The sequence below is a fragment of the Romboutsia sp. LXY-2 genome (genome assembly GCF_056171995.1).
Genome location: NZ_JBKFGI010000004.1, coordinates 410,169 through 425,407 on the forward strand (window position 1 = coordinate 410,169; position 15,239 = coordinate 425,407).

General features: G+C 29.0%; 14 protein-coding genes and 1 riboswitch. Of the genes, 5 read left to right on the plus strand and 9 right to left on the minus strand.

Annotated features, from left to right (window positions below; all coding sequences use genetic code 11):
- Positions 1-142: 142 nt before the first annotated feature.
- Positions 143-226: riboswitch (cyclic di-GMP riboswitch) on the minus strand.
- A gap of 123 nt (positions 227-349) precedes the next feature.
- Entirely contained in the window at positions 350-1,549 is a 1,200-nt protein-coding gene (locus ACI48P_RS10240) for an MFS transporter (RefSeq protein WP_475215330.1), read from the minus strand.
- A gap of 157 nt (positions 1,550-1,706) precedes the next feature.
- On the opposite strand from ACI48P_RS10240, the gene ACI48P_RS10245 reads away from it, so the two are divergent.
- From ACI48P_RS10245 to ACI48P_RS10255, 3 genes are all read left to right on the plus strand, one after another.
- Positions 1,707-2,348: an ABC transporter permease gene (locus ACI48P_RS10245; protein WP_475215332.1), complete on the plus strand. Its 642-nt coding sequence runs from the start codon at positions 1,707-1,709 to the stop codon at positions 2,346-2,348.
- A gap of 13 nt (positions 2,349-2,361) precedes the next feature.
- Positions 2,362-3,282 carry a glycine betaine ABC transporter substrate-binding protein gene (locus ACI48P_RS10250; protein WP_475215333.1) on the plus strand — a complete coding sequence of 307 codons (921 nt, stop codon included), beginning with the start codon at positions 2,362-2,364 and terminating at the stop codon, positions 3,280-3,282.
- Between the two features lie 63 nt (positions 3,283-3,345).
- The gene (locus tag ACI48P_RS10255; protein WP_475215334.1) at positions 3,346-4,077 is read left to right on the plus strand and encodes an ATP-binding cassette domain-containing protein; all 732 of its coding nucleotides are present in this window, start codon (positions 3,346-3,348) and stop codon (positions 4,075-4,077) included.
- A gap of 57 nt (positions 4,078-4,134) precedes the next feature.
- Here ACI48P_RS10255 and ACI48P_RS10260 read toward each other — a convergent pair whose 3' ends face one another.
- The 5 genes from ACI48P_RS10260 to ACI48P_RS10280 all read right to left on the minus strand — a co-directional run bounded on the left by ACI48P_RS10260 (position 4,135) and on the right by ACI48P_RS10280 (position 7,821).
- Positions 4,135-4,800: a DUF1129 domain-containing protein gene (locus ACI48P_RS10260; RefSeq protein ID WP_475215335.1), complete on the minus strand. Its 666-nt coding sequence runs from the start codon at positions 4,798-4,800 to the stop codon at positions 4,135-4,137.
- Positions 4,793-5,125, minus strand: coding sequence for a PadR family transcriptional regulator (locus ACI48P_RS10265; RefSeq protein WP_475215337.1), 333 nt, complete (start codon positions 5,123-5,125; stop codon positions 4,793-4,795). Before ACI48P_RS10265 ends, ACI48P_RS10260 begins: the two co-directional genes overlap by 8 nt.
- Positions 5,126-5,254: 129 nt before the next feature.
- Entirely contained in the window at positions 5,255-6,277 is a 1,023-nt protein-coding gene (locus ACI48P_RS10270) for a DmpA family aminopeptidase (protein ID WP_475215339.1), read from the minus strand.
- Between the two features lie 91 nt (positions 6,278-6,368).
- A complete protein-coding gene (locus ACI48P_RS10275) occupies positions 6,369-7,184 on the minus strand; it encodes a nitroreductase family protein (protein ID WP_475215340.1) in 816 nt (271 codons plus the stop codon).
- 103 nt (positions 7,185-7,287) lie between these two features.
- Positions 7,288-7,821, minus strand: coding sequence for a hypothetical protein (locus ACI48P_RS10280; protein ID WP_475215342.1), 534 nt, complete (start codon positions 7,819-7,821; stop codon positions 7,288-7,290).
- Between the two features lie 172 nt (positions 7,822-7,993).
- On the opposite strand from ACI48P_RS10280, the gene cspBA reads away from it, so the two are divergent.
- Entirely contained in the window at positions 7,994-11,311 is a 3,318-nt protein-coding gene (gene cspBA / locus ACI48P_RS10285; RefSeq protein WP_475215344.1) for a bifunctional germination protease/germinant receptor pseudoprotease CspBA, read from the plus strand.
- Positions 11,312-11,325: 14 nt separating this feature from the next.
- Positions 11,326-13,017, plus strand: coding sequence for a bile acid germinant receptor pseudoprotease CspC (gene cspC, locus ACI48P_RS10290; protein ID WP_475215346.1), 1,692 nt, complete (start codon positions 11,326-11,328; stop codon positions 13,015-13,017).
- Positions 13,018-13,459: 442 nt separating this feature from the next.
- Here the strand turns inward: cspC and ACI48P_RS10295 are convergent, their stop codons facing one another.
- From ACI48P_RS10295 to miaA, 3 genes are all read right to left on the minus strand, one after another.
- Positions 13,460-13,675, minus strand: a complete 216-nt coding sequence (locus tag ACI48P_RS10295) for a DUF3955 domain-containing protein (RefSeq protein ID WP_475215347.1) — start codon at positions 13,673-13,675, stop codon at positions 13,460-13,462.
- Between the two features lie 229 nt (positions 13,676-13,904).
- The gene (gene hfq / locus ACI48P_RS10300; protein ID WP_475215351.1) at positions 13,905-14,192 is read right to left on the minus strand and encodes an RNA chaperone Hfq; all 288 of its coding nucleotides are present in this window, start codon (positions 14,190-14,192) and stop codon (positions 13,905-13,907) included.
- 99 nt (positions 14,193-14,291) lie between these two features.
- Positions 14,292-15,233, minus strand: coding sequence for a tRNA (adenosine(37)-N6)-dimethylallyltransferase MiaA (miaA, locus tag ACI48P_RS10305; protein ID WP_475215353.1), 942 nt, complete (start codon positions 15,231-15,233; stop codon positions 14,292-14,294).
- Positions 15,234-15,239: the final 6 nt, after the last annotated feature.

Here is a 15,239-nt window from a genome sequence, read left to right on the forward strand (position 1 = left end):
CTCCTAAATGTTTTTATACCATTTAGGTAAACCACTTTTGTTTAAAATAAAAAGCTACTCCAAAGAAGTAGCTTTTCTAAACATCAAGTAGACATATTAGTAATAAAATATGTTAGATGGATAACAAAAAGTATATTTACCCTTTGGCAACTGGCTGGCATAGTTTATAACCTTAGCCCCTATAGCTTTGCGTCATTAGATTTCTCTAATTTTGCCTATTGAATTTTATTCTTAGGATAATTATACGTACTTTCCCTCCAAATGTTTATACATTTTTATATTTTTTTATACATTATTATTATTTGTCTATACATTTCCATTTACAAATCTATTAAAAATTAGTATATAACTATATTCTAGCTCTTTTATATAATGACAAGTAAATAGCTGATACAATTAGTGATACTCCCAAAAGCCCTAAAAATAACCACGATTTATTTATATTATAAATATAAGCTGAAACAAATGGCCCAACAGCAAATCCCAAAGATTCACTAGCTCCAACAAACCCAAATATAATTCCCTTAACTTTTTTATTACTTCCAAACTCTGATAAAACACTTTGTAGTGATGCATTAAGGAAAGTTGCACCTAAGAAGTATATTATAATAACAGCTGTAAATAAAGGAACATCTCTTATAAAGCTTAGTGCTAATAAAATAAGATTCATGACAACAAAAGATAAAAATAACTGCTTTCTATTTCCTATTTTATCACTTATCCAACCTGCAATAGGTGCTCCTACTCCAAATACAACCAAATAAATCGATATAATAGCTGAAGAATAAGCAATAGTTGAATTTAAAACATCAGTGGAATAAAAATGAATTAATGCTACTACACATCCATAAATGTAATCACCTAAAAAAGCAATACTACCTAATACTATTATTTTATAAGCCAGCTTATATTTTTTAATTTCTATAAAAACATCTTTTAAAGAATTTTTTTCTTTAGCTTTTCCAAGTTTATTACTATGAGCACTTTTTAACTTTAACATAACATATATAAGAGTTAATAATGTTCCAAGAGATGATATATAAAATGCTAGTCTGTAATTTCCTAAAATTGCCACCAAGTACCCACCTATAAAAGAACCTATCCCACCACCTAAAGTAAATACTGCCGATGCAAGTCCCGTACTTTCGCCTCTTCTTTTTTCATCTACAGATCTTGAAAGTATTGAATAAGTGGCTGGAGCAGCCATTCCGAGTACTCCACCTTGAATTATATACAGTATGCTTGCATAATTAGGATTCTTGGTCAAAGTATATAAAAATATAACAATGCTCATAAGTATAAGTGCCAAATTCAAATTTAATTTATCGCCTATTTTATCACTAATAACTCCAAATGGTATCTGAGCTAGAGTTTTACTAATTCCATAAAAGGACAAAACTGTTCCTATTATAACAGTAGTTAGTCCTAAATCTTTTAAATATAAAGGAATAATTGGAATTAATATACTATAGCTAACTCCAAATGCCAATCTATATATACAAAAGTTTCTTAATTCTTTCTTACTAAATAACGCACTGTTTCTAATCATTATATTTCTCTCCTATATATAATAAATCTGCTCTTAATTTTAGTATATTACACAAAGCCTAGCTTATACGTGCTAAAATTCTTTAAATTTCTTGGTACAACTTATAATCTAACCTAACTTGACATAATATTTTATAAGGTTAAACAAGGAGGTAACTATGTTTAAAGATATTATTAATATATATTTTGATAGAAGTGACTTTTTTATAAATTTAACATTTGAGCACTTAAAAATTTCTACTATTTCAATATTAATTGCTTCATTTTTTGGAATCCTTATTGGTATTTCTATAAGTCATTATAAAAAATCAACTCCAATAGTAATGTCTATAGTAAATTTTATTTACACAATTCCATCAATATCACTATTAGGTTTTTTAATTCCGATTTCAGGCATAGGAAATACTAGTGCCATAATAGCATTAAGTATTTATGGGCTGCTTCCAATGGTTAGAAGTACATATACTGGAATAGAAACAATAGACCCATCTATTATTGAAGCTGCAAAAGGTATGGGGAGTAGTACCATGCAGATATTGCTAAAAGTTAAGATTCCTCTTGCTACAACTGTAATATTGTCAGGCCTTAGAAATATGGTGGTTATGACTATCGCCCTAGCTGGTATAGCTTCTTTTATCGGAGCTGGTGGGCTTGGTGTAGCTATATATAGAGGTATTACTACCAACAATACGGTTTTAACTGTGGCTGGAAGCTTATTAATTGCAGTGTTAGCATCTAGTTTAGACTTGATAATTGGTAAAATAGAAAAACTTGTTAAAAAGAAATGGAGATTAATATAATAGGGGTGATTATATGAAAATAAAAAGATGTTTTAAAAAGATTGTATCTTTATCTTCCGCAATTATTTTAACATTTAGTCTAATAACAGGATGTAGTAAAGAAGAAGTAAACAATTCAGATACAATAAGAATTGCTACTAAACCAATGTCAGAGCAATTCATATTAGCTGAAATTTTAAAGTTATTAATAGAAGAAAATACAGAATTAAACGTAGATATTACTAAAGGAGTTGGTGGAGGTACTAGCAACATCCACCCAGCATTAATAAATGGCGAGTTTGATATGTACCCTGAATATACAGGTACAGGTTGGCTTTTTGTTCTTAAAGAAACAGAAATACCTAATGATGATATTTTATACAAAGAGCTCCAAAATAAATATGGTGAACAATATAACCTTACTTGGTGTGGGCTGTACGGATTTAACAATACATTCGGATTAGTAGTAAGAAAAGATATCGCAGATAAATACAACATTAAAACTTATTCAGACTTAGCTAAGTATTCTAAAGAACTTGTATTTGGTGCTGAGTATGATTTTTTTGAAAGAGATGATGGTTATAATGCTTTATGTGAAACCTACAATCTAAATTTTAAAAAGACCGCTGACATAGATATAGGACTTAAGTATCAATCAATAAACTCTAAAAATATAGATGTAATGAATGTGTTTACTACAGATGGTCAATTATTCGCATCTGATGTTGTATTACTTGAAGATGATAAAAAACTATACGAAACATATTATTGTGGTACTGTAGTTAGAAATGATGTACTTGAAAGATCCCCAGAACTTAAAGATGTATTAATGAAAATGGATAATTTAATTAGCTCCCGTGAAATGGCAAAATTAAACTATAAATTAGAAAATGAAAATCAAACTGAAGAAGTTATAGCAAAAGAATTTTTAGAAGAAAAAGGATTAATTAAATAGTAAATACTTCTAGAAAATATTGTTTTAAAATAATGAAAGGATTATTAAATTATGGTGAAAACTATGGCTGATAACATAGCTATATCTTTTGAAAATGTATATAAATCATATAAAGACAATATAGTCTTAGATAATTTTAATCTTAAAGTAGATAAGGGTGAATTTTTAACAATAATAGGAAGTTCCGGTTGTGGAAAAACTACTGTTCTCAAACTTATTAACGGTCTATTATCACCAGATTCTGGTAATGTATATGTAAATGGACGTGATATATCAAAAATTGATATTATAAAACTTAGAAGAAAAATAGGATATGTAATACAAGAAATAGGACTATTTCCAAATATGAATGTTGAAAAGAATATTGGATATGTCCCAAACTTAAATAGAAATAAAGATAAAAATAAAATAGAAGGAAACGTAATAAATCTTATAAATATGGTAGGTCTTGATGAAAATATACTAAAAAGATATCCTAGTGAATTATCTGGAGGTCAAAAACAAAGAGTTGGTATTGCTAGAGCTTTAGCTGCTAAGCCTGAGATTATTTTAATGGATGAACCCTTTGGTGCTGTTGATGAAATCACAAGAAAATTGCTACAAGAAGCTATATTAGAAATTCACAAAACAATGAATGTTACTATAGTTTTTATTACTCATGACATTAAAGAAGCCCTTAAGCTTGGAACAAAGGTTGTAGTTATGAATAATGGAAAAATCCATCAATATGCTTCACCTAAACAAATTATAGAAAATCCTACAACTGATTATGTTAGAGAGCTAGTTTTAGGATAGGTTTACAAATAAGATAGCAGCTATATTAGATATTTCATCTAAAGTAGCTGCTAATTTTTATACAGTGTATCTACATAATATCTTGTCTATAACAAATATAATTCCTACAATAGCAGTTGCTAGAATTAAAGAAATATGCACTACTGTATAATCCAAATAATATGAACACATAATCATAGTTCCTGATATCGCTATACATACAATCCATACTTTTATAAAAGTAAGTACTTTATTCTTGTCATTATACTGAAAAGCTGTTTTACAAACATAGTTAACGATAAAATTAGCCAAAAGTATTATTATTAACGTATTTATCATATCGCCAATAGATAAAATAAAACTCCAACTTTCCTCACTAAATACAAAGTTTCCTATTAGTATTTTAATAATAGATATTGCTCCTAGTATCCATATAGACGCAAGTGATGTTTCTAAAACGCTACCTAATTTTTGAAGTTTTGTTTTCTTTGGCATTGTTTCTATTATTTCATCACATACTTCCTTATAATTATTACCTATAACCTTTTCTATATCATCTCCACGCTCTTGCCCTTCAAGAATCATTACAATTAAGTCCTCACGAATCAATTCCTGATTATATTCTGTCATATCTGAACCTCGAAGATATACTATCATATCTGTATATATTCTTTCATTAATCTTGTTAATTTTTTTTTCCCTTTTATTATTATACCTAAGTAATTCCTTACACTGTTTAGTCATTGTCATTATCCCCTTCCAATAATTTATTTACAGCATTATTCAGTTCTTTCCAATTGCTTTTAAATTGTACTAATGCATCTATACCATTTGAAGTAAGTTTATAATATTTTCTTTTTGGTCCACTATTAGAGTCTCTTAATGTAGCGCTTATCATATCATTTTTCTGTAGCCTCAATATTATAGGATATACTGTGCCTTCTGATATTTCACCAAATCCATATTTACTAAGCTTTTCTGATATTTCATATGCATAGGTTTCTTGTTTGTTAATAATCTCTAAAATACACCCTTCTAACATCCCCTTTAACATTTGTGATGGAATCATTTTGCCACCCTCTTTCTATCTTGCATTACAATATAGTTCATAGTGTATATTGTAATGCAAGGTACTATAGTTGTCAATGTTTCTCTATCATAAAAATAAAGCAGACACTCGTCTGCTTTATTCAAAACTTTATAAATATTCTTTTAGACTTTTTCTACTATTTTCATCTCTTCCAAAAGTTGTATCTGCATGTAACATAGAACTTAATATAGACTCTTCAATACTATCAGCTACAGATCTAAATACTAAATCTATCTTATCTTCGTGAATAGCCTTAAAATTCATTATATCCTCACAGTTATAGTGAGGCATCTTATTGGCAGTAGTAAATGCAATAGCAATATCTCCACTACCATTTCCTAAGTAAGAACCGGTTCTAGCTAAAGCAACACTGGCTCTTTTCGATATTCTTTTTAGCTGTCTTTCGCTAAGAGGAATATCAGTAGCAATAACAATTATTATTGATCCTTTTTCAGTATCATTACTTTCTAAATCACAAACCTTAGCACCAATCTTTTCTCCATCTAATACAAAATTTTTCTTAAGTCCAAAGTTTGAAAGTACCAAACTACCAACTACGTACTCTTTATTATCAAGTTCTAATACCCTTGATGATGACCCTATTCCACCCTTAAACTGAAAACAACTCATTCCTGTTCCAGCTCCAAGTGCACCTTCTTTGAAATCTTTCGAAGCATTATTTATAGCATCAATAACATGGCTCTCCTTAACATGAAGTCCTCTAATATCATTTAAGTATCCATCATTACACTCCATAACCACAGGATTTATCGTTCCTGTAGTAACTCCAATGTCATCATTATTTTCTAACATATATTTAATTAGACCTGTAGCACAAGTTCCTACACTTAATGTATTAGTAAGGATAATTGGAGTCTCTAATGTCCCCAACTCTTCTACTTGCACAAGTCCTATGCTTTTCCCAAAGCCATTTATTACTGAAGCTCCTGCTAGTAACTTTTCTTTAAATATATTTCCTTCATGAGGCAATATTGCTGTAACGCCAGTTTTAATATTATTTGAATCTAAAGTTGCATGTCCTACTCTTACACCAATAACATCCGTTATTAAATTCCTTTTTCCTTTTTTCATGTTACCTATATTAATATCATACTCTTTTCCAATTCCCATATATTATCCCCTGCCTTATTTAAATATGTTAGTAATATAAATTTCTTTATATAAGTGTTTATTTCCTTCTATTTATATAAAAAGTCACAAATTATCCTATCCAAGAAATAATGTACTTATATTTATCGCTTTCTTTATTGTTTAATACCTTAAATTCACCACTTAACCCTTTTTCTTTAGCGCTTAACTCAAAATGACATAAAGCTATTCCCATATCAATTTGGCTCATTTCAATTTTTCCTCCATTGTAAATATGAAGACTATTCTCTTCCTTAACTATTCTCCAAGGTTGTTTATTCATAGCTGAAGGTGCAAGTCTTACATTTTCTAAAACCTGACCATATTCTCCTGCATCTTCAAAATATAACGGTGTATCAAAGTTATTCTTATAGAAAATACTACTAAATTCTTTTCTCTTATTTGTATTGCCTCCAAATACCTTTGATATTAAAGATTTTTTTTCAGCTTCTGTACCAACTGGAGAAACTATTGGTAATACTTCTTCTTCCTTTAAATCTATAGCCTTTGCAAATCTGCCTTTGTTAAATGTTCCTCCCAGCCATACTGTTCCTAAATTTATAGAAGTACAATATAAAACTACTTTTTCAAATAAATAACCTAAATCGTAAAGTCCATTTTCACTTTTACTGTAAGCTGCTGTTAAATAATAATTAGCCCCTTTTATAACTCCGTAAGTTCCTAGTTTTATTTCTTTATCTCCATCACTTTTTTTAACTAAATTAACTCTTATCTTTTCACCAAATATCCCTTGCTTATTATTTATTTCATTTAAATAATATTCTATTTTTTCTATTGCATCACTTGTTAATTCTTTATTCTCATAAGTTCTTACTGAATGTCGGGTTTTTATTATTTCATTTATTGATTTATTAAAATTACTTTTCATACTTACTCTCCTTATTATATAATGCTTAATTAATATTTTCCATTTATTAGTATTTCTCTAAAATTTAACCCTAAAAAACATGATTGTCAATAGAAAATAAAATTTAATAACTACTCATTACAATGTTAATTAAATCATCTAAAATATTCTTTTCTTTACTAACATCTACAAAAGCCAAGTAATTAGGCTCAAATGTATTATCTTCATAAATATAAAACTGCATAACAGTTAAAACATCTTGATTTTCATAATTAAAACTACCTCTAAATTCAACAATGTCATAACCAATATCAGAGTTTACATACTTCCAATTTGCATTATCAAAAAATTTCTCAAAACCCTCTTCAATTGTAACATTAGGATGACTTTCAAATGTACCTTCTTTAACCATTGTTACAAACTTTTCTACATCCCTTTGTACCTTATATCCATTCATGCACACGAGTAGAGATATAATAGCTACAAAACTTGCAATTCTCTTTAATAACTTAGATTTATTTTCAATAGCTTTTTCGTTAGCGTAATATTTCTTATAAATTTCAATATTTTTATCTTCTCTAATTAATAATCCACCACATTTCGAACAAAAATTACTGCTTGGGTTATCATTTATATTTTCACATTTAGAACATATCATCTTACCACCCCATAACATATGAATAATAACAAATTATCCTTTATTACATATATATGTAATAAAACTTTTGTAAAAAACCTAAAGTCCAAGCTAAATTTAAAAAAACGTTAATATAATTAATTTTAATATCATAAAACTAAAATATAATCATATTATTTTTAATTTAAGGAGGATGATGGAGATAAAACAAGAGTTAATCGTAAAATATAATGGAGATATAAAAATTTTAGAAAAAGAACTAGGCCTATCCATAGATTTTTTGGGATTTAATTACGCAATTATAACAGCAGATTCTTCTGATGTTATAGATAAGCTGCTAAAATACCCTCAAATAGAACATGTAGAAGAGCCATTTCTTATGACTCCTCAAGATGCTGAAAACTTCACTTCTTCAGGAATATTTAAGTTTAAGCATAATAATTCTCTCTCTGGAAATGGTGTTATACTTGGAATGATCGACTCTGGAATCGACTATACATTGCCACAATTTAGATATGATAACGGTAAATCAAAAATCCTTTATTATTGGGATCAATCCCTAGAAGGAGACCCTCCTAGAGGATTTATTCACGGTAGTTTATATACTAATAATGATATTAATAATGCAATCCAGGGCATAAATATAATTCCTACTGTTCATAATTGCCTTCATGGTACTCACGTATCATGTATTTCTGCAGAGATAGCCAACAATGCAAATATTATAGCAGTTCGCGTTGGAATTGATAAAGAAACTCATATGGCTAAAAGTAGCGATTTCATGAGAGCTATTAAATTTATCTTAGATAAATCAAAGGAATTAAAAATGCCAGTAGTTATTAATATTAGCTATGGAAGTAGTGACGGAACATATAAGGGTTTATCTTTATTTGAGCAATATATTGATATAATGTGTAACTATTCTATAAATAATATTGTAATTGCTGCTGGAAATAATGGTGATAAAGGAAGGCATAAAAGTATTTCCCTATCTTCGGACAATAAAAACATTGATATTGAATTTAATGTTGATGAAAATGAGCATTTTGTAAATCTAAGTATTTCTTCAAGCTTGGGAGATGATTTTTCTGTTTACTTAATAAGCCCAAGTAATCACAAAAGTCAAGAAATATCTTTATCATCTGGTGTTGTTAAAAATATTATGGGAAATACAAAAATCAAAGGATTTTATTATCCTAAAAGCTCAAGTCAATTTTTAAAAGTACTTAAAATTCATTTAAGTTCAGAATCTAAAATAATTGATGGTACTTGGAAATTAGTTTTTGTTCCGAAAGCTATTGTAAATGGGGATATAGAAATATACTTATGGGGGTTAGATAATCTTTCTAATAAAACAAAATTTCAAATTCCTAGCGAGAATCTAACATTAACTATACCGTCTACTGCTATGTATCCTGTCACTGTTGGTAGCTTTGACCCGAAAACTGATTTAGTATCACCTTTTTCTGGTCATGGTGATGTAATTAATCATATTTATAAGCCGGACTTTTTATGTCCTGGTGAAAATGTAATATCATTTATACCTGGAGAGAAAAGTACTACTTTACACGGAACAAGTGTTGCATCAGCACATGCTACAGGTGTCATAGCACTACTTCTAGAGTGGGGGATAACACGAAAAAATGATTCAACTTTATATGGACAAAAAATTAAAGCTGTTCTTTGTAAGCATGCTAGAAGGGATTCAAATATTACCTATCCCAATAATTCCATGGGTTACGGTTTATTAGACTTAAATAATTTAAATCCTAATGATATAATTGATTTTTACAAAGATGATTTTACATATGATAAAAACTTCAATAGAGGTAAGTGTAGTAGACAATTGTTAAAGGAGCTAAGCAAATATGATTTAGGATATGCCATAGTAAATGGTCCTAATTTCGAGGAAGAGTTAAATCGCTTTGGTGATAGATATAAATATGTTAAGCTATCCGATAGATTTGGTGTTGTTTTTACACACCCTTCTCTTTTTTGGACTATTGATGAGGCTTTATCGCTTCCAAGTGTTTTACGATCAGAATATTTTGCAAGAATGACACTGCTTGGTGAAATAAATCAAGGTATTTCTCAAGGAACTACTGCTCTTGAGCTAATTGGAGCAAATTACTTTAAAAATAATCCAAATATTTCTATAACTGGTAAAGGTGTTTATATAGCTATTTTAGATTCAGGAATTGACTATTTACATGAAGATTTTATATATCCTGATAGAACTAGTAAGATTGCATATCTATGGGATCAAACAAAAGATGGAAATCCTCCAGATGGATATCTCTTTGGCACAGAATACACAAAAGAAGATATTAACAAAGCTATACAAAATAACGATTCAAGTTTATCTGTCGATGAAGAAGGAAGCGGAACAATGTTAAGTGGTATCAGTGCAGGTCTTGGAAATATAAATAAAGAATACGCTGGTGTTGCAGAAGATGCAGAACTTATTGTCGTAAAATTAAAGAAAATAAATGGATATTACAATAATGCTACCTTATATACAGCTATTGAATATGCTATCAACAGAGCTTCTGAGACTAATACTCCTATTGTTGTAAATTTATCATCAGGAACAAATAGTTTACCTCAGCTTAATTCAAGAATATTTGAAGAGCGAACTTTCTTTACAAGTGGTGTTTGTATAGTTGCATCTGTAGGCAACGAAGGTAATACACAAACTCATAATTCTGGGGTAATAAAATTCAAAGAAGATATACATGAAGTAGAAATCGAAGTTGCTGAAGATGAAAAAGAGCTACAAATACGAGTAGTAATTAATAGACCTGATAAAGTTAGAGTTGGTGTGAGTACTCCTTCAAATGAAGATAGTAGAATACTTGATGTTTCAAATTATATTGAAGTTTCTGGCATGTTTGATATGGAAGGAACCGAATATTTCATACAATATATTTATCCTACATTATATACTGGTCAACAATTAACTATAATAACCTTACTTAATGTGAAGAAGGGAATTTGGAAAATCAAATTAATAGGTCAATATATTACAAGCGGTAATTATGATATCTATTTGCCAAATAGAGTTTTTTTAAAACCAGGAACAAAGTTCAGACAGCCAAATCCAAATAGTACAATTAATTATCCAGCAGTATATGAAGATGTAATCACAGTAGGCGCTTTTGATAGCAAAAATAATAATTTATGGCCCCGATCTTCTAGAGGCCCAAATATTAATGGTGGCACTGGAATATCTATTATATCTCCTGGTGTTGATATTATCGCTCCTTACCCAGGCAATAAATATGCTACTATTACAGGTACCTCACCAGCAGCAGCATTTACTTCAGGTGCCGTAGCTCTATATTTACAATACACTATAGCAGAGAACAGATATCCTGATAGAGGGTTTATTCAACAGATCAGAACTTACCTACAAGCAGGTGCTACAAGATACTCAAACATTATTTATCCTAATAATGACTTAGGCTATGGTTTATTAAATATTAGAGGTATGTTTGACCATTTAAAATAGCGAGGTGATTTGATGTGGAGAGAGCTTATTTAATAGTATATAAAAGTACTGAAGAAGAATTGGCAAATTCTTTAAAAGCTGCCGGTATAAATAGATTTATTATTTTAAATCAGCAAATTGCAAGTGTTTATCTTCCACTAATAATAAAAGAAGAAATATTATTTTCAATACCACAAGTTTCATGGTGGCAAAGGTCTGACGCTATGAGTTCACTAATTCAACTAGATGAAGATACTATAGGTGGAGACACTGCTAAATCAGCTTCTGGTTCGGACTATCTTGACACGAATCCATATATAAATGTTACTGGTAAAAATGTAATAATCGCCATAATAGATTCTGGTATAGACTATTTACATCCAGACTTTATCAACCCAGATGGTACTACTAAGATTTTATCTATATGGGATCAAAATAATGATAGTGGAAAACATCCAGAAGGCTATTTATTTGGCACAGAAATAAGTAGAGAAGAAATAAATAATGCTATTAAAAATAATGACTCCTCACTAACTGTCGATGAAATAGGAACAGGTACTCTGGCTGCTGGTATAGCAGCTGGTAGAGGAAATCTAATTCCTAGTTTTAGTGGAGTCGCTATAGATAGCGAATTAGTAGTTGTTAAGTTAAAGGAATATAAAGATAGATTTTACCAAGGTAAAATCAACTATGAATCAGCAGACTTTCTAGCAGCTATAAAATATGTTGAAGACATTTATCTTAGAGAAAACAGATTAAAAAAACTTGTAATAAATGTAACGGTTGGTAAAGGCTCTGTTTCTGCCATAGAAGCTTCTTTTTTAAGTACATTTACTTTTTTACGTGACTCAGGTGTAATAATAGTTTCAGGAGGCGGAAATGAAGGCAATACCGACATACATTACCATGGTTCTATTTCTTCGACAGAAAGGTACCAAGATATAAATATACAAGTAGGAATTCAACGTAACTTAGAAATATATACATATGTGGATGGCCCAGATAAGATTAGAGTTCAGTTAATATCTCCATCAGGTGAAATGAGTTTTACAGCAGTTTATTCTCCAGATATTTATGTATATAGAAGTAAATTTAATTTGGAAAATACTTCGTATGAAATACAATTTGTATATCCTTGGATAGAGACTGGATCACAAAAATTATATATATTTCTTTATGATATAAAACCTGGTGTTTGGACATTAAGGGTAAGTCCAGAATTTATTGTAAATGGAATATATGATGTATATCTTCCTAATAAAAATATAATATCTGACGTAACTCGTTTTATAGATCCATGGTCCACTCAAACTATTACCTCTTATGCAGTTATTGAAAATGTAATAACAGTTGGGGGATATAATCATAAAACTGATAGTATGTGGATTGGTTCTTCTAAAGGTCCTATAGGTGGTTGGAGAATAAAGCCTGATATTGTAGCCCCTGCAGTTGATATTATTGGTCCTTATAATAACCAAAGCTATAATAAAGGAGTTGGCACTGGTATAGCTTCATCAATAACAAGTGGTGTAGTAGCATTATTAATGGAATATATAACAAAACAAACTCCTAATAGTAGAAGGTCTTTATACACACAAGTAATGAAAACCTATCTTATGTTAGGTGCAACCAAACCACTATTATATGATTTTCCAAATATAGTTCAAGGTTATGGTATGTTAAATCTTAAGGAAACCATGAGACAAGTAGCAGATATTTTAGATTAAATAAAAGCCTCAAAGTAATAGATTATTGTAGTTTAAATCCATTATTTTGAGGCATAAATTTTTTAATATAGTAATCCAATATAATATTAACTATTTTTTAGTAACCATTTCATTTTTTATTCTTACAGTACTATACAGTTCTGTTTTTAAACTTCTCAATCAAATTTCATAGATAACACAAACACCTACTACTTCTATCCCATCTTTTCCTTATTATACCATCATAAACAAAAGTACTACTAAACTAAATATTTAGTTATAGTAGTACTTTTACTTCCACAGATTATTATATGCTTTATTTTATCTTAAAAATCTAAGTTCTTTTTGTTTTCTTCTTTTATTTCTGTAGCCATATCGAATAATCTTTTAATATAATACCAAATAATACTATGTTATTTAGTATTTTTGAACTTAAATTATTCTTCATAAGTAATACTTCCTTTTATCTTTTTGCATCCATTGATTTTAATAGTTTTAGCAAAAGTCTTCCTAATAATCCACCTAAACCAATAACAAAAAATAAACAAGCAATTGGTATTAAATAAAATGGTTCTACTAGTGTTCCGTCACTTAAGACCTCAGAACCTATAATGTTGTAAGATATAATACATGCAGCAGCAAGTAAAAATGGTATTATGTTTAAAATGTTTTTTTTCATATTGACCTCCATTTGTTTTATTCTTGTATTTATAATATCACATTAGTAGCAAATAAACAATAAATTTTTATTGTTTTTCAATAAATTATTATCGTTTATTTTAATATTAAAATATTTTGTATATTCAACATATAGTAAATTCATTATCTGAAATCTGTTTAATTAACTTTTCTGCCTATACTAAAAAAAGCCCATAGTTTCCTATAGGCTTATATCTCTAAATTAAATATTACTTGTTGAAGTGATTTCTTGGTTGATACTCACTTCTTTCTTGTCTATCTTGTTGGTTGTTATTTTGTAGGTTTATATATTTAGCAGGTATCATAGTAGATACAGCATGCTTATAAATCATATTTTGTTGTTTATTTTCACCTTCTATTAATATTATGTAGCTATCAAACCCCTTAACATGTCCCTTAACTTGAACTCCATTCATTAAGTAAATAGTTACAGGTATTCTTTCCTTTCTAGCGTTGTTTAAGAATAAATCCTGTAAGTTTAAAACTGTATTTTTCATTTGATTAATACCCTCCCGAAATAAAATTAATTAGGTTTATATTTGTATATATATTATGGGGAAATTTAAAATTTCCAACATTACAACTTTAGTGATTTCTTATTTTCCTTCTAGCTTTTTATTTATATGTTCTAGTATATCACATTTTAATATGTCTATGTCAGTATATTCGTCCAAATTGTACCATTTTGAATCTTCATATCTTCTAAACCAAGTTAACTGACGCTTAGCATATCTTCTAGAGTCTCTTTTTATTATTTCTATTGCTTCTTCGTAAGTATACTCACCATCTAGGTATTTTATAACTTCTTTGTACCCTATACCTTGCATTGATATTAAGTCTTTACTATACCCCATATTAAGAAGATTTTTTACTTCTTCAAGTAAACCATTTTCTATCATTATATCAACACGTTTGTCAATTCTATTATATAGATGCTCCCTTTCTCTATTTAAAACTATTATAATAGGATCATATTTATCGTTATATCTTAAATCATTTGAGAAATCATTCATTTTTTCTCCACTTAAACAAACCTCAATAGCTCTTATAACTCTTTTAGTATTATTTTTATGGATTCTATTTGCAGCATCATGATCTAGACTTCTAAGTTTTTCATGCATATAGTCTATTCCTTTTTCTTCTAACTCTAATCTTAAAGCTTCTCTAATTTCATTATTAGCATCAGATTTAGCAAAGTCCATATTATAAATTAATGAATTCAGATAAAGTCCAGTACCACCTGTTACTAGTGCTTTTTTACCTTCGTCATCTATTTTTTTAATATATTTATTTGCTCTTTCTTGAAACTCTGAAACTGAAAAAGAAAAGTCAGGGTCAACTTCATCAATCATATAGTGAACTACTCCATCCATTTCTTCCTTAGTAACTTTCGCACTCCCTACATCCATATAATTGTAGATTTGCATTGAGTCTGCCGAAATTATTTCAGCATTTAACTCCTTTGCTAATTTTATTGATAAATCTGTTTTCCCAACAGCAGTAGGTCCTGTAAGTATTATCAGTGGTATTTTCTTCATAACTTT

Bases quoted from the DNA above. Each gene is read 5' to 3' on its own strand.
- ACI48P_RS10240 (WP_475215330.1), bottom strand. From the start codon at position 1,549: ATGATTAGAAACAGTGCGTTATTTAGTAAGAAAGAATTAAGAAACTTT.
- ACI48P_RS10245 (WP_475215332.1), top strand. From the start codon at position 1,707: ATGTTTAAAGATATTATTAATATATATTTTGATAGAAGTGACTTTTTT.
- ACI48P_RS10250 (WP_475215333.1), top strand. From the start codon at position 2,362: ATGAAAATAAAAAGATGTTTTAAAAAGATTGTATCTTTATCTTCCGCA.
- ACI48P_RS10255 (WP_475215334.1), top strand. From the start codon at position 3,346: ATGGCTGATAACATAGCTATATCTTTTGAAAATGTATATAAATCATAT.
- ACI48P_RS10260 (WP_475215335.1), bottom strand. From the start codon at position 4,800: ATGACTAAACAGTGTAAGGAATTACTTAGGTATAATAATAAAAGGGAA.
- ACI48P_RS10265 (WP_475215337.1), bottom strand. From the start codon at position 5,125: ATGATTCCATCACAAATGTTAAAGGGGATGTTAGAAGGGTGTATTTTA.
- ACI48P_RS10270 (WP_475215339.1), bottom strand. From the start codon at position 6,277: ATGGGAATTGGAAAAGAGTATGATATTAATATAGGTAACATGAAAAAA.
- ACI48P_RS10275 (WP_475215340.1), bottom strand. From the start codon at position 7,184: ATGAAAAGTAATTTTAATAAATCAATAAATGAAATAATAAAAACCCGA.
- ACI48P_RS10280 (WP_475215342.1), bottom strand. From the start codon at position 7,821: ATGATATGTTCTAAATGTGAAAATATAAATGATAACCCAAGCAGTAAT.
- cspBA (WP_475215344.1), top strand. From the start codon at position 7,994: ATGATGGAGATAAAACAAGAGTTAATCGTAAAATATAATGGAGATATA.
- ACI48P_RS10295 (WP_475215347.1), bottom strand. From the start codon at position 13,675: ATGAAAAAAAACATTTTAAACATAATACCATTTTTACTTGCTGCTGCA.
- hfq (WP_475215351.1), bottom strand. From the start codon at position 14,192: ATGAAAAATACAGTTTTAAACTTACAGGATTTATTCTTAAACAACGCT.
- miaA (WP_475215353.1), bottom strand. From the start codon at position 15,233: ATGAAGAAAATACCACTGATAATACTTACAGGACCTACTGCTGTTGGG.